Raw genomic sequence first — 18221 nt, forward strand, 5'->3', positions numbered from 1 at the left:
TTCCCGTGGCTGAGATGAACCTCGCTCCAGAAACCGGATCGTCTGCCAGCGCATCAGGCAGCCGTGACAGCTGGCTAAGGCGCAATCGTCAGACCCTCGCGCCCTGGCTCTTTCTTGCGCCCGGCGTGATTTTCTTTCTCTTCTACGTGATTTTCCCGATCGTGCAGAGCTTCAACCTGTCGTTCTACCGCTGGGACGGGCTCGGTGATCCACAGTTCGTCGGCATGGAAAACTACCGGGAGCTGATGGATGATCGCGCGTTTGAGGTCTCGCTCTGGAATAACCTGAAATGGCTTCTGCTGTATTTGCTGGCGATCCCGGCAGGCCTGTTCATCGCGCTGTTCCTCAATCAGACCGTAACCGGCATTCGCCTATACAAGTCTCTGTTCTTCTTTCCATTTGTGATCAGTCAAGTTGTTGTCGGCCTGGTGTTCAGCTGGTTCTATGACCCGACCTTTGGCCTGCTCAATCAAGTGTTGGGCTGGGTTGGCCTTGGGCCGTTGAATGTGCTGGGGGATCCGACGCTGGTGACCTATGGCATCATCGCGGCAGGCCTGTGGCCGCAGACGGCCTATTGCATGATCCTCTACCTCACGGGCCTCAATGCGGTTGATCCCGAACAGGTCGAGGCGGCGCGGCTGGACGGTGCCAAAGGCGCCAAGATGCTGTGGTATGTGATCATCCCGCAACTGCGGCCGGCGACCTTTGTCGCCTTTGTCGTGACAATCATCGGCGCACTGCGCAGCTTTGATCTGATCTCCATCATGACCAACGGCGGCCCGTTCGGCTCCAGCCGGGTGCTGTCGTTCTACATGTTTGAAAAGGCCCTGTCGGAATATGGCTTCCGCATGGGTTATGGCGCAGCAATTGCAGTGGTGCTGTTCCTGATCATGCTGTGCTTCATCGCCTACTTCCTGTGGTCCATGTACCAAGACGACAAAGGGGGCCGCTGATGTTTCCGAACCCCATTCAGAACAGTTCTCGCGGATGGCAGGCCACCTATCAGGCCCTGGTTCCGACTGCGCTCGTCCTTTGGCTGTTGCCGCTGATCGCGGTGGCCATCTTCTCGATCAAACCGGATGTGGACTTTACCACCGGCAACTACTGGGGAATGCCGAGCTCGTTTGAAGGCGCCAGCAATTACGGCAAGGTTTTCTTTGGCTCCGACATGCCACGCTACCTACTGAACTCCGTCCTGATCACGGTGCCGACGGTGATCGGTGCCGTAGCACTCTCCTGCATGACAGGCTTTGCACTTGGCGTGTATAAATTCCGTGGCAACCTGCTGCTGTTTTTCATGTTCGTGGCAGGCAACTTCGTGCCGTTTCAGATCCTGATGGTTCCGGTACGCGATCTGACGCTGGACTTGGGGCTCTACAACACCAAAACTGGCCTTGTGCTGTTTCATATCGCCTTTCAGACCGGGTTTTGCACGCTCTTCATGCGCAACTTCATCCGCGCCCTGCCTTTTGAGCTGATCGAAGCCGCCCGCGTCGAAGGGGTCGCGGAATGGCGGATCTTCTGGTTCGTGGTATTGCCGCTGATGAAACCCGCAATTGCGGCGCTCAGCGTGCTGATCTTTACCTTCATCTGGAATGATTATTTCTGGGCAGTTGTTCTGACCCAGGGCGCCGAGAGCCAGCCGGTGACCGCAGGCATCACTTCCTTCAACGCGCAATACCGGGCAGCGTACCATCTGATGAGCGCGGGCAGCATCGTCGCGGCCCTGCCGCCGGTTGCGATGTTCTTCCTGATGCAGCGCCACTTTATCGCCGGTCTGACGCTGGGAGCCGTGAAGTGAGCACGGTGAGAGACATCCGCTGCTGGGCGCTTCAGGATCAGTGCCAAAGCCTGATCCTCGCCGCCCGTGGCACCGATCTGGCAGAGGTCATCTACTGGGGACCGCGGCTGCCCGATGGAACCGATCTGGACATGCTCGCCGCCGCCTCGCGCATGGATGTGACGGGGGGGATGCTGGATCAGGTGCCGCCGCTGTCGATCTGCCCCGAGGCACGCCGCACCTTCCCCGGCCAGCCCGGTCTGTCGCTGACGGATGGCGCGGGCAAGGCACTGCTGCCACGCTTCACCTTCGAGCGGGCGGAGGAAGGCACTCGGACCCTCACACTCCACTATCGCGATGCCAATAATGGCCTGCACTATCAGGCACAGTTTGAGCTGACGCCTGCAACCAGCATGATCACTGCGCAGGCCGCTCTCACCTCGGAGCAGCCCGTCAGCGTGAACTGGCTCTCCGCTCCGGTCTTTCCGGCACCTCAGAACAGTCATGAGATGATCGACTTCCATGGCCGCTGGATCGGTGAATTTCAGACCAGCCGCACCGCCTGGAGCGCAGGCGCGCGGCTAAGGGACAACCCCACAGGGCGCACCGGGCATGAGCATTTCCCCGGTCTGATTGTGCCCTGCAGTGGGGCCACGAACAGCCAAGGATCCACCTATGCCTTCCACTACGGCTGGTCCGGGGGCCATAGAATGCTGGCAGAGGAACTCCCCGACGGGCGTCGCCAAATCCAGTGGGGACACGCCACCGGCAGCCGCCGCACATCCGGCACGCGTTTTGAGACCGCGCCACTCTATGCGGTGTTCTCGGATCGGGGGATCAATGGCTGCGCTGTCACCTTCCAACGCCACCTGCGCGATGAGATCCTGCGACCACCTGAGCCTGTGAGCGCGCGTCCGGTGCATTACAACTGCTGGGAAGCGGTCTATTTCGAGCACGATCACGCCATGCTCTGCGAGATCGCAACCCGTGCGGCCGACCTTGGCGCGGAACGTTTCGTGCTGGACGATGGATGGTTCGGCAAACGTGATGACGATACCACATCCCTCGGCGACTGGACGATCGACAGGCGCAAATACCCCGATGGGCTGATGCCACTGATCGACCATGTCCACGCCGAAGGCATGGCATTTGGCATCTGGTTTGAACCGGAAATGATCAATCCTGAAAGCGATCTGTTCCGCGCCCATCCCGACTGGGTTCTGGGCGACTTGGATCAGGTGCTTGGTCGCCAGCAAATGGTACTGAATATCGCCCTGCCGGAGGTACAGGCCTATCTCTACGACCGCATTGCAGCGGTTCTGGCAGATCACCCGATCGACTATGTGAAATGGGACCACAACCGTGTCCTGCCCGAGCCGGACAGCGCCCAGGCCGAGGCAGCCTATGCGCTCTTTGACCGCCTGCGGGCAGACTTCCCCAAGGTGGAATTCGAGAGCTGCTCCTCGGGTGGCGGGCGTATAGACTTTGGGATCCTATCGCGCACCCATCGCGTCTGGCTTTCGGACAGCAACGATCCGCTGGAACGGCTGCGGATCCAGCATGAAGCGGCGCTTTTCCTGCCGATGGTGGTCACCGGCAGCCACGTAGGTCCCCGAAAATGCCACACCTCTGGCCGGGTGACAGACATCCGCCTGCGCGCCTGGGTCGCGGCGCAGCGCCACATGGGGTTTGAAATGGACCCGCGCGAGCTGACCGAAGAAGAGGCAGACATCCTCCGCAAGGTAACTTCCTGGTGGAAATACAACCGCCACTGGATGCAGCGGGCCGATATTCTGCGGCTCGACAGTGACGATCCGGCGGTAATCGCAGAGCTACAGCGCGCAGAGGATGGCAGTCGGTTTGTCGTCTTTGCCGGGGTTTGTGAGGCCAGCGCACAGATCCTGCCCCGCCCGCTTCGCCTGACCGGGCTAGAGCCGGATACACTATATGAAATCAGCCTGCTGAACCGCGAGGATGCCCCCGGCCTGTCACGCGGTTCACCTCTTTTGAAAACCGGCACCGCCCCCCTTAGCGGCCAATATCTGATGCACCAAGGGATCACCCTGCCCTGGACATTCCCACAGTCGATCTGGGTGATTGAAGGAACACGCCTATGACCAAAGACAGACGAAATCGCGCCTGGTACGGCAAACTGGACAAAGACGGATTTATCCACCGCAGCTGGATGAAAAATCAGGGCTTTCCCGATCATGCCTTTGACGGCCGACCAATCATCGGGATCTGCAATACCTGGTCCGAACTGACGCCCTGCAACTCCGGTCTTCGCGATCTCGCCGAAGGGGTGAAGCGCGGGGTCTGGGAGGCTGGCGGCTTCCCGGTTGAGTTCCCGGTCATGTCGCTGGGCGAAACCCAGATGAAACCGACCGCGATGCTGTTCCGCAACCTTCTGGCCATGGATGTGGAAGAGTCGATCCGGGCCTATGGGATTGACGGCGTTGTCCTGCTTGGCGGTTGTGACAAGACCACACCGGGCCAGCTGATGGGAGCGGCCTCGGTCGATCTGCCTGCCATCGTGGTCAGCTCGGGCCCAATGCTGAACGGCAAATGGCAGGGTAAGGATATCGGTTCCGGCACAGACGTCTGGAAATTCTCCGAAGCGGTGCGCGCGGGTGAGATGACCTTGCAGGACTTCATGGCGGCTGAATCCGGGATGAGCCGATCCAAGGGCGTGTGCATGACCATGGGTACGGCCTCCACTATGGCGTCCCTCGTCGAAGCGATGGGGATGAGCCTGCCGACGAATGCCGCCCTGCCAGCAGTGGACGCCCGCCGCATGGCGCTGGCGCATCTCACCGGAAAGCGGATTGTCGAAATGGTGGAGGAAGATCTCAAACCCTCCGACATTCTGACCCGCGATGCGTTCATCAACGCGATCATGGCCAATGCAGCGGTTGGCGGCTCGACCAATGCGGTTGTCCATCTTCTGGCACTGGCTGGCCGTGTCGGGGTGGAGCTGACCCTGGATGATTTTGGTCTGGGGAGCGACATCCCGCTCTTGGTGAACTGCATGCCCTCTGGCAAATACCTGATGGAAGATTTCTGCTATGCGGGCGGCATGCCTGTCGTGCTGAAGCAACTTGCCGATAATGGGCGCCTGCGCAGCAACACCACCGTTCTGGGGGGCGACATCACAGCCTATGCCGAGGGCGCCGCATGTTTCAACGATGATGTCATCAAGACCTTTGACACCCCAGTCAAACCGGCCGCGGGCCTGCGTGTCCTGCGCGGCAACCTCGCCCCCAATGGCGCCATCGTCAAGCCCTCAGCCGCGACCGACCATTTGCTGGAGCACGAAGGTGTCGCCCATGTTTTCGAGACCATCGAAGAGATGAAGGCAAACATCGACCGGGACGATCTGCCGGTGACCAAGGACAGTATCCTGGTGCTGAAAGGTGTCGGTCCCAAGGGCTATCCGGGTATGCCGGAGGTCGGCAACATGCCGATCCCACGCAAACTGGTGCGCGACGGGGTAAGCGATATGATCCGCATTTCCGATGGTCGCATGTCCGGCACGGCATTCGGCACCGTGATCCTGCATGTCTCGCCAGAATCGCAGGCTGGTGGTCCCCTTGGTCTGGTCCAGACCGGCGACCGGATCAGGGTCAGCGCAAAGAACGGCATGCTTGACCTTCTGGTTTCGGAGGAAGAGCTGACCGCGCGCCGGGAGGCCTGGCGACCAGAGCCGCCGCATTACACGCGCGGCTATGCAAAACTCTATGTCGACAGCGTCCTTCAGGCTGAAAAAGGCGCTGATCTTGATTTTCTCGTGGGCAAAGACACCCGCCCCGTCACACGGGAGAGCCACTGATGAGCGATACTGCAATCTTTCCGGACCTGAAGGGCGCATCGGTTTTCATCACCGGTGGCGGTTCCGGCATTGGGGCCGCGCTGAGCGAGGGGTTTCTGCGCCAGGGCGCCAAGGTCGCCTTTGTCGGACGCTCCGATGCCTCCGCATTTGTTCAACGGATGGAAGCCGAGACCGGCAACCGCCCCTTGTTCATCCAATGCGACATCACCGATATCCCGGCGCTGAAATCCGCGATTGAGCAGGCGGCAGAGGCACATGGCCCGATCACCACGCTGGTGAACAACGCCGCCAACGATCAGCGCCACGCCACGCTGGATGTGGACGAAGAGTTTTGGGACTGGGCACAGGCGATCAATCTCAAGGCCTATTTCTTTGCCTGTCAGGCTGTGCTGCCAGGGATGCAGGCCGCCGGTGGCGGGTCAATCGTGAACTTCACCTCCATCAGCTATATGATGGGCAACAGCGGCTACCCCGCCTATACGACTGCAAATGCAGGCATCAATGGCCTGACCCGCAGCCTTGCCCGCGAGTTCGGGCCGGATCATGTGCGGGTGAATGCGCTGGCGCCCGGGTGGGTGCTGACCGACAAGCAGCTTGATAAATGGGCCACGCCCGAGGCGCTTGCGGCCCATCTCGATCGCCAATGCCTGAAGGATCATCTCGCCCCTCAGGATATCGTCGGCTCCACGCTTTTTCTGGCCTCGGCAACAAGCCGCATGATCACAGGACAGACGCTGGTGGTGGATGGCGGGGTTGTGGTGACAGGATGACGGCCGATCCCAACCGTTCCTTTGACATGATGCCAGCTGGCCCGACGCCTGCATGGATTGCGGCTGACTGGGGGACGAGCCAGCTGCGGCTGTGGGTGATGGACAACCGTAATCAGGTCCTCGACCGCATCTCCTCTGACCGCGGCATGTCGCGGCTTGGCCCGCAGGACTATGAACCGACACTGCTGGGCCTGCTTGGCGATCGTCTGGCGCCCGGTAGCAACAGCGATGTCCGGGCGGTTCCGGTCATCTGCTGCGGAATGGCAGGTTCGCGTCAGGGCTGGGCCGAGGCCCCTTATGCCACCGCGCCCTGCCCCCCGCCGGGAATAGCCGAGGCGACCCGACCGCTGATACAGGACAAACGCCTGACCGTTTACCTGCTGCCCGGCATCAAGACGACCGATCCGGCGGATGTGATGCGCGGGGAAGAAACCCAGATTGCGGGCTACCTCGCACAAGACAGCAATCAGACCGCGCCTCAGGTCATTTGCCTGCCCGGCACCCATAGCAAATGGGTCAAACTGGATCGGGGCCAGGTCACCAGCTTCTCGACCTTCATGACCGGCGAGATGTTCGCACTGCTGCAAGGCCAATCCGTACTTCGACACTGCGTCTCTGAGGATGGCTGGGACGAAAAGGCGTTCAAACAGGCCGTGGCCAAGGCGCTCTCCTCGCCGGCTGCGATCTCGGCACAGCTGTTTCGTATCCGTGCGGATGCGCTGCTGTCCGGGCAGAACGCGGAGACCGGAAGAGCGCGCCTGTCAGGGCTTTTGATCGGTGCGGAGCTTGCCGCGACCCGGGGCTACTGGTCTCACCAATCCGTCACCATACTCGGCACAGATGCGCTGGCCCGCTGCTATGAAACAGCCCTATCCGCGCTGGGGTGCAAGCCCCGTCGCGTTGACGCCGAATCCCTGACACTCGCGGGCCTATGCGCCGCATATGACCAACTGCAAAAAGGCCAAACCCAATGAGCCGTAACATCATCGCCATCCTGCGCGGTCTGCGTCCCAAAGAGGCGCGCGCCATGACCGATGCCCTGATGGATGCAGGTATCACCAAGATCGAAGTGCCGCTGAACTCTCCCCAGCCTTATGACAGCATCGCCGCCATGCTGGATCAGGCCAAGGGGCGCGCCACAGTCGGCGCTGGAACGGTGCTCAACACCGGCGCAGTGGCTCAACTCGCGGCCATGGGGGCGCAGATGGTGGTTTCGCCAGACTGCAACCCTGATGTGATCCGTGCAACCAAAGCCGCAGGCATGTTGTCCTATCCGGGTGTCTTCACCGCGTCAGAGTGTTTTTCGGCTCTCCGAGCCGGTGCTGATGGTCTGAAGTTCTTCCCTGCCTTCAAACTGGGACTGGACGGTTTTTCGGCGCTGAAAACGGTCCTGCCCGCTGATGCTGAAACCTACGCGGTAGGCGGTGTCGGGCCTGCGGATTTTGCTGATTGGCACAGGGCAGGCATCACCGGTTTTGGCATGGGGTCCTCTCTCTACAAACCCGGCCGCCCTGTCGAAGATGTCGCCCTCCTCGCTGCAGAAACCGTCGCGGCCTACGACGAGGCCTTCGATGGCACGTGATCCGGCGCTCCATCCCATGACAGCGCAGGTCTTCAGCGAAACGCGCTGCACGCTGGGGGAAGGTCCGCTGTGGCATCCGACGCGCAAACAGTTGTTCTGGTTCGATATCCTTGAAAAACAGCTGCTGAGCGTTGCCGGAGAAACGGAGATCCGCTGGCAGTTCGACGACTGCGTTTCCGCCGCAGGCTGGGTCGATGATCAGACCCTGATCATGGCCAGCGCCCGTGCGCTATGGCGGTTTGACATCGAAACCGGTACCCGCACGCATCTGATTGATCTGGAGGCCGATCAGCCGCTAACCCGCTCCAACGATGGGCGCGCAGATCCCTGGGGCGGGTTCTGGATTGGCACGATGGGCTACAAAGCGGAACCCGGCCTTGGCGCCATCTACCGCTACTATCGGGGCGAATTGCGCCAGCTGGTCGCACAGCAAACCATCACCAATGCCATCTGTTTTGCCCCTGACAAATCCTGCGCGTATTTCACCGATACAACGACCGGCAAGATCATGCGCCAGCCTCTGGCGACCAAAGACGGCTGGCCGGTTGGCGCGGCATCGGTCTTCCTCGACCTCAGCAACCAGGATTTTGGCCCTGATGGCGCGATTGTCGACGCCGAAGGCCGCTTTTGGAATGCCCAATGGGGGGCCGGCCGTGTCGCTGTCTATACCTCGACCGGCGCGCTGTCCGAGATCTATCCGATCCCAACCTCCCAGGCCTCCTGCCCTTCGCTTGGCGGGGACACCCTGTCAGAGCTGTTCGTTACCACCGCCGCAGACGGGCTGAATGATACGGCTGCAGGTAGGACCTATCGCATTCAAACAACGGCCAAAGGCCAGCGCGAACACCGCGTCATTCTCTGAGGATCTCCATGCAGCGCACACTTGGCACCTGCTACTACCCCGAACATTGGCCCGAAGACATCTGGCAGGAGGACGCCGCGCGCATGGTTGCGGCCGGGCTCACCTGGGTTCGCATTGGCGAGTTTTCATGGTCGCTCATTGAACCCAGCCCCGGCGATCTGCAGTGGGGCTGGCTTGATCGCGCCATTGATGTGCTGGTGTCGGCCGGATTGAAGGTGGTGCTGGGCACCCCCACCGCTACGCCACCCCGCTGGATGGTGGACCGCCACCCCGATATGTTTGCGCTGGACGCCGACGGCAAACCGCGCGGTTTTGGCTCGCGCCGCCATTATTGTTTCAGTCACGAGGGCTACCGCGCCGAAGCCCGGCGGATCGTCTCCCTGATGGCGGAACGTTATGGCCCAGGTGACCGTATCGCCGCCTGGCAGACCGACAATGAATACGGTTGCCACGACACAACAATCAGCTATTCCCCGGCGGCACAGATCGCCTTTGTCCGCTGGCTAGAGGCGCGTTATGACGGCGATATTCATGCGTTGAACAGTGCCTGGGGCAATGATTTCTGGTCGATGAACTATGATCGCTTTGATCAGATCGGCCTGCCCAACCTGACCGTGACCGAACCGAACCCGGCGCATGTGCAGGCCTTCCGGCGGTTTTCTTCGGATCAGGTGGTGAGCTTCAACCGCGATCAGGTCGAGATTCTGCGTGCCCATTCCGATGCGCCGATTGCCCATAACTACATGGGGCGGGTGACCGATTTCGATCACTACAAGGTTGGCGAGGATCTCGACATCGCCAGTTGGGACAGCTACCCTTTGGGCTTTCTCGAAGATCGAGTGGGCGCCAACCCCGAGGACCAGCGCCGCTACGCGCGTCAGGGCGACCCTGATTTTCAGGCCTTCCATCATGATCTCTATCGCGCCGTCGGGCGCGGACGCTGGTGGGTGATGGAACAGCAACCCGGACCGGTGAACTGGGCCCCCTACAATCCCGCACCGCTGCCCGGCATGGTCAGGTTCTGGACCTGGGAGGCCTTTGCCCATGGTGCGGAGGCGGTCTGCTATTTCCGCTGGCGCCAGGCGCCGTTTGCGCAGGAACAACTTCACGCCGGTCTGCAGCGTCCTGATAGCCAAGATGCCCCTGCCATCGTCGAGGTGCGTCTGGTTGCCGATGAACTGGCCGCAGCGGGCGCGGTGGCACCGGCTCAAGCTCCCGTGGCGCTGATCTTCGACTATGACGCCGAATGGGCCTGGCAGGTGCAGCCACATGGCCTGGGTCTGAGCTATTTCGACCTTGTGCTGGCGCATTACCGTGCACTGCGACGGGCTGGCCTGTCTGTGGACATTGTTCCCTCGACACAGACCGATTTTGCAGGATACGCCCTGATCCTTGCACCCGGTCTGATGCACCTCCCCGACCATTTGCGCGCAGCCTTGGCAACAGCGGCGGCTCAGGTGCTCTATGGGCCGCGAACAGGCGCGCGCGATGCGGACTTCAACATCCCGACCAGCCCCCTGCCCCCAGCATTGGACGGGTTAGATATTGTCGTTGCCGCAGTCGAGAGCCTGCGACCGGATATGCCGCTGCCGCTGGCGCAGGTCGACGGGGCCGTCACCGGTTACCTGGAAACACTGGATGGTCAGGGAGAGACTCTGATCGAGACGGCCAACGGTCAGCCCGTGGCTGTTGCCGCAGGAAACAAAGTCTACTGCGCGGGCTGGCTGGACGCGGCGGGTCTGGATCAACTTGTCGCAATGCTTTGCAAACGTGCGAAGCTGCGCATCTGCAAGATGCCGCTGGGCGTGCGTCGGCGCCAGACCGCGACCGAAGAGTTCTGGTTCAATCATCTGGCTGAAGCGGTAGAGACCGAGGTCGGCACTCTGCCACCTGCGGGCGTTCTGCGCAGAGCAAGAGGCAACTGACCGTACAACCACCCGCCCGGGCAGAAGCCCCGGCGGGTGGTTATCTTCTGAGCCGACATTGGTTCAGACCGTACCGCCGAGGCTCCCCTCCAGTGTCGCCAGCTCTTGCCCGCCGGCCATCATGTCCTGCAATTCCTCTGGCGTGATTTCGCCGCGTTTTGCAGTACCAAGGGTCTGCCCGCGATTGAGAACGGTAAACCGATCACCAACAGCCATGGCGTGGCGGACGTTATGGGTGATGAAGACAACCGCAACACCTTGCTTGCGGACTTTGTCGATGGTGGCCAGAACATTCGCCGTCTGGCGCACCCCAAGTGCCGAGGTCGGTTCATCCAGGATCAGCACTTTGGCCCCGAAATGCACCGCACGGGCGATGGCAACCGTTTGACGCTCCCCTCCCGACAGGGTTCCAACCGCCTGATCCGGGCCGCGCAGGTTGATGCCCATCTTGCGCATTTCTTCCATGGTGACCCGGTTGGCATATTCATGGTCAAACAGTTTCAGCGGGCCGATCTTGCGGATCGGCTCATTGCCCATGAAGAAGTTGCGACTGACCGACATCAGCGGGATCATCGCCAGATGCTGGTGTACTGTGGCGATTCCAGCGGCAATCGCGTCGCGAGGATCCGCGAAATGAAGTGGCTGACCCTCAAACAGGATCTCGCCTCTGGTCGGTTTATGCACACCAGACATGGTCTTGATAAAGGTCGATTTCCCGGCGCCATTGTCGCCAAGCAGGCAGTGACATTCGCCCGGAAAGACATCGACCGAAACCCCGGCAAGCGCAATGACGCTGCCAAAATGCTTCTCGATGCCCTGCATCCGGATCAAGGGTTGAGACATGGACATATCAGCGCTCCCCCGTGATGACGCGACGAATGTAGGTGTTGAGGATCACGGCAAACAGCAGGATCAGCCCTAGGAAAACGCGGAACAGCGAACTTTCGACGCCAGCAAAGAACAGCCCCTGCTGCACGACGCCAAAGATCAGCGCACCCAGGGCGGCGCCAAGCACAGACCCGTAACCGCCAGTCAGAAGGGCACCGCCAATCACCACCGCAATAATCGCTTCGAACTCTTTCAGCAGGCCCCGGTCCGATCCCGCGCCACCAAATTCCATAACCTGACAGGTCGCAAAGACCGTCGCGCAGAAGGCGGTGAACATGAACATCAGGATCTTCACGCGGTTCACTGGCACGCCGGAATTGCGCGCGGCCTCGGCATCGCCACCGGCCGCGAAAATCCAGTTCCCGAACCGCGTCTTGGTCAGGATGATATGTCCGACGATAACCAGCAGAATGGCCCAGACGATCAACATCGGCAGCCCGTCGACCACCGGCTGCCCCTTTCTGGTGCCGCGTTCAAAAACGGCGATCCAACCATTGTCACCTAGCCACTGGAACAATCCCGTCAGGATCTTGCCACCAAACAGAGCAGCGAGCCAATCACCCTCAGCTGCGTCTGCCACGCCGCCGATAATGGTTTTGCGTTCAATGGTTTGCGGCAGGTAGATCGCAAACCCACGCAGAATGAACAGAAACGCCAGCGTGACGATGAAACTGGGCAGTCCCGTCCGTACCACGATAAAGCCGTTCAATGCCCCGATCGCCATCGCCAGCACAAAAGTCACCAGGATCGCAAGCCAGACCGGCCAGCCCAGCGTCACGCTGAAGATTGCGATCAACATGCCGGTAAAACCGATCATGGAGCCGACAGACAGGTCAAACTCGCCTGCGATCATCAGCAGGCAGGCACCAACCGCAATGATCATGAACTGGGCAGAGATCTGGCTCCAGTTCAGCACGCCCTGACTGTTGAACATGCCGCTGTCACCGGCAAAAATAATAAACATCGTAAAGACGGCGATGGTGCCGATAATGCCGCCGAGTTCTGGACGGATCATGGCTTCGCGGAACTTCGAACGGCTCTTGATCCGTTCGTCCTCCGCAAATTGGGTATGTGCGTCAGACATTGTACTCTCTCTAAAAAAAGGGCGGCCAAATTGCTTCGGCCGCCCGCACCTAGGGGAGATTGTCAGCGGTACTCGCCCGCGAACTCCTCGACCTTTTCCAGGCCGTCCTTGGTGACAAAACCAGGGCCAGAGTTGATGTTGTTGCCCGGCAGAACGCCGTAGCGGTGGTAATTGGTCAGAACCACCACGGGCAGATAGGCCTGCAGGAAGGGCTGCTGATCAATACCCCAGTTGATAACACCGGATTTCAGACCTTTGACGATTTCCTCGCCCAGATCAAAGGTGCCGAAATAGATGTCGCCGGCCATACCGTTTTCTTCCAGTGCCAGCATTGTCGGATCAGCCGATGTCGGCCCCAGTGTCAGGATCGCGTCAGTTTCAGGGTTGGTATTCAGATAGGCAAGAACCCGGTTCTTGATCTCAGCCGGATCCTGACCGCTGTCGATCATCTGGTCGCCCAGTTCGATCCCAAGACCATCTGCAAACCCCTGGCAGCGCTCTGTCGAAGAGGGCGAGCTGATATAATGGTTCACACAGAGGAAGCTGCCAACACCGTCGGATTTGGCGCGCAGGCCGGCCGCGTGACCGGCGTCATATTCTGGCTGACCAACATACATCAGAGCCCCCACCTCGCGGGCCTGTTCTGGGGTGCCGGAGTTCATGATGATCACATCCACACCACTGTCGACAGCTGCTCTGATAGGACCGGACAGGACGTCGTAATCGGACAGGGTGGTGATGATGCCATTGGGGCCGGAAGCCGCCGCCTGTTCGATGATCCGTGCCATATCGGCAAGGTCACCGGTCGGCGGGTTGCGATATTCCACCTCTACATTCATCTGCTCACCCGCGAGGGCGATGCCGTTCTTGATGGTGTTCCACCAGCTGTCGCTATCGGGTGCGTGGCTGACAAGGATGTATTTTTCGCCTTCTGCCGAGGCAGTGGTTGCCAGCATCATCGGCGCCGCTGCAACCGTTGTCGCCAGCAGGAATGTCTTGAAAATTGACGTCATTCTTTCCTCCCAAAGTTTTACCGTCACGATCGCGTCCGGGCGGTCCCATCCGCGTCGGGGATCAGCATAACCACGAATCGATTTTTTTTGCAACCGGTTGCAAATTGTGGCAGCATTTTTTCTGCTGAACTTGAATCCGATCCGCGATAGATAGTCTGATCCGGTGCGCAGCCGGTTGCACAGGCGGATGGGCCCGGCCGGGCCCTGACAGAGGGAAGACCAAGAATGGCTGTTACGTTAAAAGATGTGGCTGAACGGGCGCAGGTCTCGCGTTCGGCGGTGTCGCGCACATTCACCGATGGCGCATCGGTATCGGAGAAGATGCGCCGCAAGGTTGAGAAAGCCGCCCAGGAGCTCGGCTATAGTCCGAACGCGCTGGCCTCGTCCCTGACAACCGGGCGGACCAAATTGATTGGCCTGGTGTCCAACAACTTTCACAACCCGATTTTTCTCGAAGTCTTCGACCGGTTTACGCGACGGCTTCAGGACAAGGGGTTGCGCCCGCTGCTGGTCAACCTCTCTGACGAAACCGACCCCGAGAACTCGGTTCGTATGTTGCGGCAATATTCCGTTGACGGCGTTGTTGTCGCCTCGTCGACCCTGCCGCCTGGGTTTGCCAAGGCCTTTCGAGATGCAGGCGTGCCTGTAGTTCACAGTTTCGGCCGCTCCTCCTCCACGCCGCAGGTGCATGTGGTTGGGATCGACAACGTCGAATGCGGACGAATGGCGGCGCGAACGCTGATTGATCGCGGCTATGGCAAACTGGCCTTCATGGGCGGCCCCCAGAGCGCGACCTCGACTCAGGATCGCTGGAAGGGATTCACGCTGGAAATGGAAGCTCATCCGGATATCGTCTCCTCCTACAGTTTTGCGGATGATTACTCCTTTGAGGCCGGTCGCCGGGAAATGCTGCGCCTTTTGCAGGACGACCCGGCCGAAGCCTATTTCTGTGGGGATGACGTGTTGTCAATCGGGGCGCTCAGCGCGATCCGCGAACAGGGGCTAAAGGTGCCAGGTGACATCGGGGTCATCGGTCTCAACGATATGGAAATGGCCCGTTGGGAGAACATAGACCTGACCACCATCCACCAGCCGATCGAACAGATCGTCAATTCATCAATCGAGCTGGTTGTTGCCATGCTCGACGAGCCGGATCGCTATCCTGAAGCCCGCATCTTTCCCTGCCATGTGGTGGATCGCGGCACATTGCGACCGCTGACATCCTGAAGCGATCCCAGGCATGAAAAGGACACCCGCTGCCGGGTGCCCTGCGATTGCTTAGACCACTGTGTCAGCGAAACATCGGCGGCCGGGCATCAACCCAGGCGCCATCTGTTGCGCCACTTTCGGCGACGGCAAAAACAGCCGCCATGGACCGCAGCCCATCTTCGGCCCGTGGATAAAGATCCGCCGCCGGGTCCATGGATCGCCCGGCTTTCCGCGCGCCGATGGCTTCGGCCAAATCTCTGTATATATTGGCAAAAGCCAGAGGCATCCCCTCGGCATGGCCGATTGTCACGCGGCTGGTGCGATCCGCTTCGGGGCTGAGGTTGGCTTCACCACGTTCGATTACCTGCAAGCGACCGCCCAGCGGCATCCAATAGAGCTGGTTCGGCTGCTCCTGCGACCAGCGCAGACCGCCCTTTTCACCAAACACCTGCAAGGTCAGCCCATGCTGGCGTCCGATTGCCACAGACGAGGTCCAGAGCCGCCCGACGGTGCCGCCATCAAAGCGCATATTGACCATGGCGTCGTCTTCCAGAACCCGGCTCTCAATACAGCTGACCGTATCCGCAGAAAGGCGTTCCAGTTCCTGCCCGATCACAAAACTGGCCATATGCAGCGCATGGATGCCGCAATCGGCAAACTGCGCAGAAACCCCGGCCTGAGCCGGATCATAGCGCCAGCGCACCCGCGGATTGTCCGCATCAGCCGCATCAGCATGATGCCCATGGGCAAACTCGGCCTTCACAAGGCGGATCTTTCCAAGATCACCACGCGCCACCATCGCCTTCATGTGGCGGACCAGCGAATAGCCGGAATAGCCATAGTTCACCGCGCAGATCTTGCTCTGCGCCTTGGCGATTTTGACGATTTCCTCACCTTCCTCCACGGTCATTGTCATCGGTTTCTCGCACAGCACATGAAAACCGGCTTCAAGGAAGCTCTTGGTGATTTCAAAATGGGTGGCATTGGGTGTGGCAACGGTGACAAGATCAACGCGGTCGTTGCGATGACGTTCCCCCTCCAGCATCTCCTGCCAGTCGCCATAGGCGCGGTCTGCGGCCAGCCCCAGCCGCTGACCGTAGGCGCGCCCTTCGTCGGGGCGGTGATCCAATGCCGCTGCGGCGAATTCAAACGCCCCGTCAAGCCCTGCTCCCAGACGATGGGCCGGTCCGATCTGGCTGCCTTCACCACCTCCGATCATGCCCCACTTCAGCTTTGCCATGGTGTTACCCCCTAGTTGAAACCAATGGATTCAAGATATTCACGGTTGGCCCGCGCATCCCCCACAGGGTCGGGATCCAGCGTTGGATCGCAATCCTGCTCAACCGTACACCAGCCGGAAAATCCAGCGTCTAAAAGCAGTTGCCTCACCGCCGGAAAATCCACATCACCCTCGCCGAGATTGCAGAAAATCCCCTGCCCGCAGGCATCATAGAAGTTCGTCCGCTTGGCGATCACATCGGCTTTCACCTTCGGGTCGATATCCTTGAAATGCATATAGCTGATACGATCCATGTGCCGTTTCATGAAAGCGACGGGATCAAAACCGGCGTAGGAATGGTGGCCGGTGTCAAAACAGATCTTCAGGATCCTGTCGTCGACCTCATCCAGAAGCCGCTCCAGCTCCGGCTCGAAATCCATGAACCCCGCCGCATGGGCGTGGATCCCGACGGTGAGACCGTAGTCCTCGGTGCCAATCCGCGCGACGGTGGCGAGCCGGTCACGGAATGCCGACCATTCGTCGCGATCCATCTGCTCGGCTTCATCAGCGCGGCCAGCAGTCGGAGCACGGCGCGGCGAGATCGAATCGATCAGCACCAGATGCTCGGCTCCATGGGCTTTCAACGCCTTGCAGGTGCGGTGCGCCCCGTCCAGCACATCCTCCCATTGGGCCGGATCGTGGAAGGCACGGAAGACGACGCCACCGATCAGTTCCAGATCATGCTCGGCGAGCGCGTCCCTCAGGATCGCAGGGTCCTCAGGCATATACCCAACTGGTCCTAATTCGATCCCCTTGTAGCCAGCATCGGCGCAGTCCTTCAGAACGCTGCGCCATTCCGGATTGCGGGGATCCTGTGCAAATTCCACCCCCCAGGAGCATGGGGCATTGCCAATTCTGATCGTCATTTTGCAGTGCTTTCTTAGATGCTTAGAACTTTGATACGGTTTGCCACGACCGGGCCTTGGACGACGCCATGGCAGCGGCAATCACCTGATTTACGGCCACGCCATCCTCGAATGTCGGCCAAATCGGTGTCTGTGTCTCAATCGCGCGCAGGAAGTCGCGCGCCTCGATCAGGATCTGATCCTGATAGCCAGTGCCATGTCCAGGGCCCTGGCAGAACGGCAGATAGTCGGGATGCGCGGGACCGGTCAGGATCTTGCGGAAGCCACGGGTAGCGTCCTCGCCCTCGCTGAGGTAGAGCCAAAGTGCGTTCTGATCCTCCTGGTCAAACCTGATCGCACCCTTTGTTCCCGTAATTTCATAGGCATAGCCCATCTTGCGGCCCGTCGCGATCCGGCTGAAAAACATCTGCCCCATTGCCCCACCGGCAAAGCGGCACATCATCTGGCCCTGATCGTCATTGGTGACAAGGCCACCGGGGCGGTCGCTATGGACGGTCTCAACCTCAGCAATCAGCTCTGCTATCGGCCCGATCAGCGCTATCGCTGCATTGATCATATGCGGGGCAAGATCCCCCATCGTGCCATTCGCCTCTCCTTTGGTCCGCCAGCTCGCCGGGGTATGGGGATCGGCATAGAAATCCTCGGTATGTTCGCCACGAAACCAGGTGACCTCGCCGATCACGCCATCCGCAATCAACTGGCGGGCAAATTGGCTAGCCGGTGTACGGATGTAATTAAAGCCTACCATGTTGGGACAGCCCGAAACCCGGGCCGCCTCGACCATCGCACGGCTGTCCGCCAGCGAAGCGCCGAGAGGTTTTTCACAGAAAACCGGTTTACCCAGCGCAAAGGCCGCCTCTGCCACCGCACGATGTGTCTGCTGCGGGGTCGCAATCACAATCGCCTCAACCTTTGGGTCATTGACCAATACCTGCCAGTCATCCGTCGCACGACGAAAGCCATAGGCCCGCCGATATCGCTCTGCACTGGCGGGGGTTGAGGCACAGACCATCTCCAGCCGTGGGCGCAAAGACGTATCGAACACCGCCCCCACTGCGGCCATCGCGACGGCATGAGCCTTGCCCATGTACCCACCGCCTAGAATTCCGATACCGATTTCGGTCATTCAGGCCT

16 protein-coding genes are annotated in these 18221 nt (G+C 60.2%); 10 read left to right on the forward strand and 6 right to left on the reverse strand.

The window, feature by feature from the left end; translation table 11 throughout:
* Positions 1-14: 14 nt before the first annotated feature.
* The 9 genes from VWZ87_RS09970 to VWZ87_RS10010 are packed head-to-tail and all read left to right on the forward strand — an operon-like array spanning position 15 to position 10748.
* On the forward strand, positions 15-953 hold the full coding sequence (locus VWZ87_RS09970) for a carbohydrate ABC transporter permease (protein ID WP_416535883.1): 939 nt from the start codon (positions 15-17) through the stop codon (positions 951-953).
* A complete protein-coding gene (locus VWZ87_RS09975) occupies positions 953-1801 on the forward strand; it encodes a carbohydrate ABC transporter permease (RefSeq protein WP_416535875.1) in 849 nt (282 codons plus the stop codon). The genes VWZ87_RS09970 and VWZ87_RS09975 overlap by 1 nt, the downstream gene beginning before the upstream one ends.
* Positions 1798-3897: an alpha-galactosidase gene (locus tag VWZ87_RS09980; RefSeq protein WP_416535874.1), complete on the forward strand. Its 2100-nt coding sequence runs from the start codon at positions 1798-1800 to the stop codon at positions 3895-3897. Before VWZ87_RS09975 ends, VWZ87_RS09980 begins: the two co-directional genes overlap by 4 nt.
* Complete coding sequence (locus VWZ87_RS09985; RefSeq protein WP_416535873.1) at positions 3894-5609, forward strand: IlvD/Edd family dehydratase; 1716 nt, start codon at positions 3894-3896, stop codon at positions 5607-5609. The genes VWZ87_RS09980 and VWZ87_RS09985 overlap by 4 nt, the downstream gene beginning before the upstream one ends.
* Positions 5609-6379: an SDR family NAD(P)-dependent oxidoreductase gene (locus VWZ87_RS09990; protein WP_416535872.1), complete on the forward strand. Its 771-nt coding sequence runs from the start codon at positions 5609-5611 to the stop codon at positions 6377-6379. Before VWZ87_RS09985 ends, VWZ87_RS09990 begins: the two co-directional genes overlap by 1 nt.
* Positions 6376-7353, forward strand: coding sequence for a 2-dehydro-3-deoxygalactonokinase (locus tag VWZ87_RS09995; RefSeq protein ID WP_416535871.1), 978 nt, complete (start codon positions 6376-6378; stop codon positions 7351-7353). The genes VWZ87_RS09990 and VWZ87_RS09995 overlap by 4 nt, the downstream gene beginning before the upstream one ends.
* Complete coding sequence (locus VWZ87_RS10000) at positions 7350-7961, forward strand: 2-dehydro-3-deoxy-6-phosphogalactonate aldolase (protein WP_416535870.1); 612 nt, start codon at positions 7350-7352, stop codon at positions 7959-7961. Before VWZ87_RS09995 ends, VWZ87_RS10000 begins: the two co-directional genes overlap by 4 nt.
* Positions 7951-8823, forward strand: a complete 873-nt coding sequence (locus tag VWZ87_RS10005; protein ID WP_416535869.1) for an SMP-30/gluconolactonase/LRE family protein — start codon at positions 7951-7953, stop codon at positions 8821-8823. Before VWZ87_RS10000 ends, VWZ87_RS10005 begins: the two co-directional genes overlap by 11 nt.
* Before the next feature lie 8 nt (positions 8824-8831).
* Entirely contained in the window at positions 8832-10748 is a 1917-nt protein-coding gene (locus VWZ87_RS10010; RefSeq protein WP_416535868.1) for a beta-galactosidase, read from the forward strand.
* Between the two features lie 63 nt (positions 10749-10811).
* On the opposite strand, the gene VWZ87_RS10015 is transcribed toward VWZ87_RS10010, so the two are convergent.
* The 3 genes from VWZ87_RS10015 to VWZ87_RS10025 all read right to left on the reverse strand — a co-directional run bounded on the left by VWZ87_RS10015 (position 10812) and on the right by VWZ87_RS10025 (position 13733).
* Positions 10812-11597, reverse strand: a complete 786-nt coding sequence (locus VWZ87_RS10015) for an ATP-binding cassette domain-containing protein (protein WP_340544757.1) — start codon at positions 11595-11597, stop codon at positions 10812-10814.
* Position 11598: 1 nt separating this feature from the next.
* Positions 11599-12720: an ABC transporter permease gene (locus tag VWZ87_RS10020; RefSeq protein WP_340544756.1), complete on the reverse strand. Its 1122-nt coding sequence runs from the start codon at positions 12718-12720 to the stop codon at positions 11599-11601.
* 62 nt (positions 12721-12782) lie between these two features.
* Complete coding sequence (locus VWZ87_RS10025; protein ID WP_416535867.1) at positions 12783-13733, reverse strand: sugar ABC transporter substrate-binding protein; 951 nt, start codon at positions 13731-13733, stop codon at positions 12783-12785.
* Positions 13734-13958: 225 nt separating this feature from the next.
* Here VWZ87_RS10025 and VWZ87_RS10030 point away from each other — a divergent pair, with 225 nt between their 5' ends.
* Entirely contained in the window at positions 13959-14960 is a 1002-nt protein-coding gene (locus VWZ87_RS10030; RefSeq protein WP_416535866.1) for a LacI family DNA-binding transcriptional regulator, read from the forward strand.
* 64 nt (positions 14961-15024) lie between these two features.
* Here the strand turns inward: VWZ87_RS10030 and VWZ87_RS10035 are convergent, their stop codons facing one another.
* The 3 genes from VWZ87_RS10035 to VWZ87_RS10045 are packed head-to-tail and all read right to left on the reverse strand — an operon-like array spanning position 15025 to position 18213.
* The gene (locus tag VWZ87_RS10035; RefSeq protein ID WP_416535865.1) at positions 15025-16182 is read right to left on the reverse strand and encodes a Gfo/Idh/MocA family protein; all 1158 of its coding nucleotides are present in this window, start codon (positions 16180-16182) and stop codon (positions 15025-15027) included.
* Between the two features lie 11 nt (positions 16183-16193).
* Complete coding sequence (locus VWZ87_RS10040) at positions 16194-17087, reverse strand: sugar phosphate isomerase/epimerase family protein (protein ID WP_340544752.1); 894 nt, start codon at positions 17085-17087, stop codon at positions 16194-16196.
* Positions 17088-17109: 22 nt separating this feature from the next.
* Positions 17110-18213 (reverse strand): Gfo/Idh/MocA family protein, encoded by a 1104-nt coding sequence (locus VWZ87_RS10045; protein WP_416535864.1) that lies wholly within the window; start codon positions 18211-18213, stop codon positions 17110-17112.
* Positions 18214-18221: the final 8 nt, after the last annotated feature.

The organism is Phaeobacter sp. JH20_37 (genome assembly GCF_048056015.1).
GTDB lineage: Bacteria > Pseudomonadota > Alphaproteobacteria > Rhodobacterales > Rhodobacteraceae > Phaeobacter > Phaeobacter bryozoorum.

Bases quoted from the DNA above. Each gene is read 5' to 3' on its own strand.
- VWZ87_RS09985 (WP_416535873.1), top strand. From the start codon at position 3,894: ATGACCAAAGACAGACGAAATCGCGCCTGGTACGGCAAACTGGACAAA.
- VWZ87_RS10010 (WP_416535868.1), top strand. From the start codon at position 8,832: ATGCAGCGCACACTTGGCACCTGCTACTACCCCGAACATTGGCCCGAA.
- VWZ87_RS10000 (WP_416535870.1), top strand. From the start codon at position 7,350: ATGAGCCGTAACATCATCGCCATCCTGCGCGGTCTGCGTCCCAAAGAG.
- VWZ87_RS10040 (WP_340544752.1), bottom strand. From the start codon at position 17,087: ATGACGATCAGAATTGGCAATGCCCCATGCTCCTGGGGGGTGGAATTT.
- VWZ87_RS10030 (WP_416535866.1), top strand. From the start codon at position 13,959: ATGGCTGTTACGTTAAAAGATGTGGCTGAACGGGCGCAGGTCTCGCGT.
- VWZ87_RS09975 (WP_416535875.1), top strand. From the start codon at position 953: ATGTTTCCGAACCCCATTCAGAACAGTTCTCGCGGATGGCAGGCCACC.
- VWZ87_RS09995 (WP_416535871.1), top strand. From the start codon at position 6,376: ATGACGGCCGATCCCAACCGTTCCTTTGACATGATGCCAGCTGGCCCG.
- VWZ87_RS10020 (WP_340544756.1), bottom strand. From the start codon at position 12,720: ATGTCTGACGCACATACCCAATTTGCGGAGGACGAACGGATCAAGAGC.
- VWZ87_RS10025 (WP_416535867.1), bottom strand. From the start codon at position 13,733: ATGACGTCAATTTTCAAGACATTCCTGCTGGCGACAACGGTTGCAGCG.
- VWZ87_RS10035 (WP_416535865.1), bottom strand. From the start codon at position 16,182: ATGGCAAAGCTGAAGTGGGGCATGATCGGAGGTGGTGAAGGCAGCCAG.
- VWZ87_RS10005 (WP_416535869.1), top strand. From the start codon at position 7,951: ATGGCACGTGATCCGGCGCTCCATCCCATGACAGCGCAGGTCTTCAGC.
- VWZ87_RS09990 (WP_416535872.1), top strand. From the start codon at position 5,609: ATGAGCGATACTGCAATCTTTCCGGACCTGAAGGGCGCATCGGTTTTC.
- VWZ87_RS09970 (WP_416535883.1), top strand. From the start codon at position 15: ATGAACCTCGCTCCAGAAACCGGATCGTCTGCCAGCGCATCAGGCAGC.
- VWZ87_RS10045 (WP_416535864.1), bottom strand. From the start codon at position 18,213: ATGACCGAAATCGGTATCGGAATTCTAGGCGGTGGGTACATGGGCAAG.
- VWZ87_RS10015 (WP_340544757.1), bottom strand. From the start codon at position 11,597: ATGTCCATGTCTCAACCCTTGATCCGGATGCAGGGCATCGAGAAGCAT.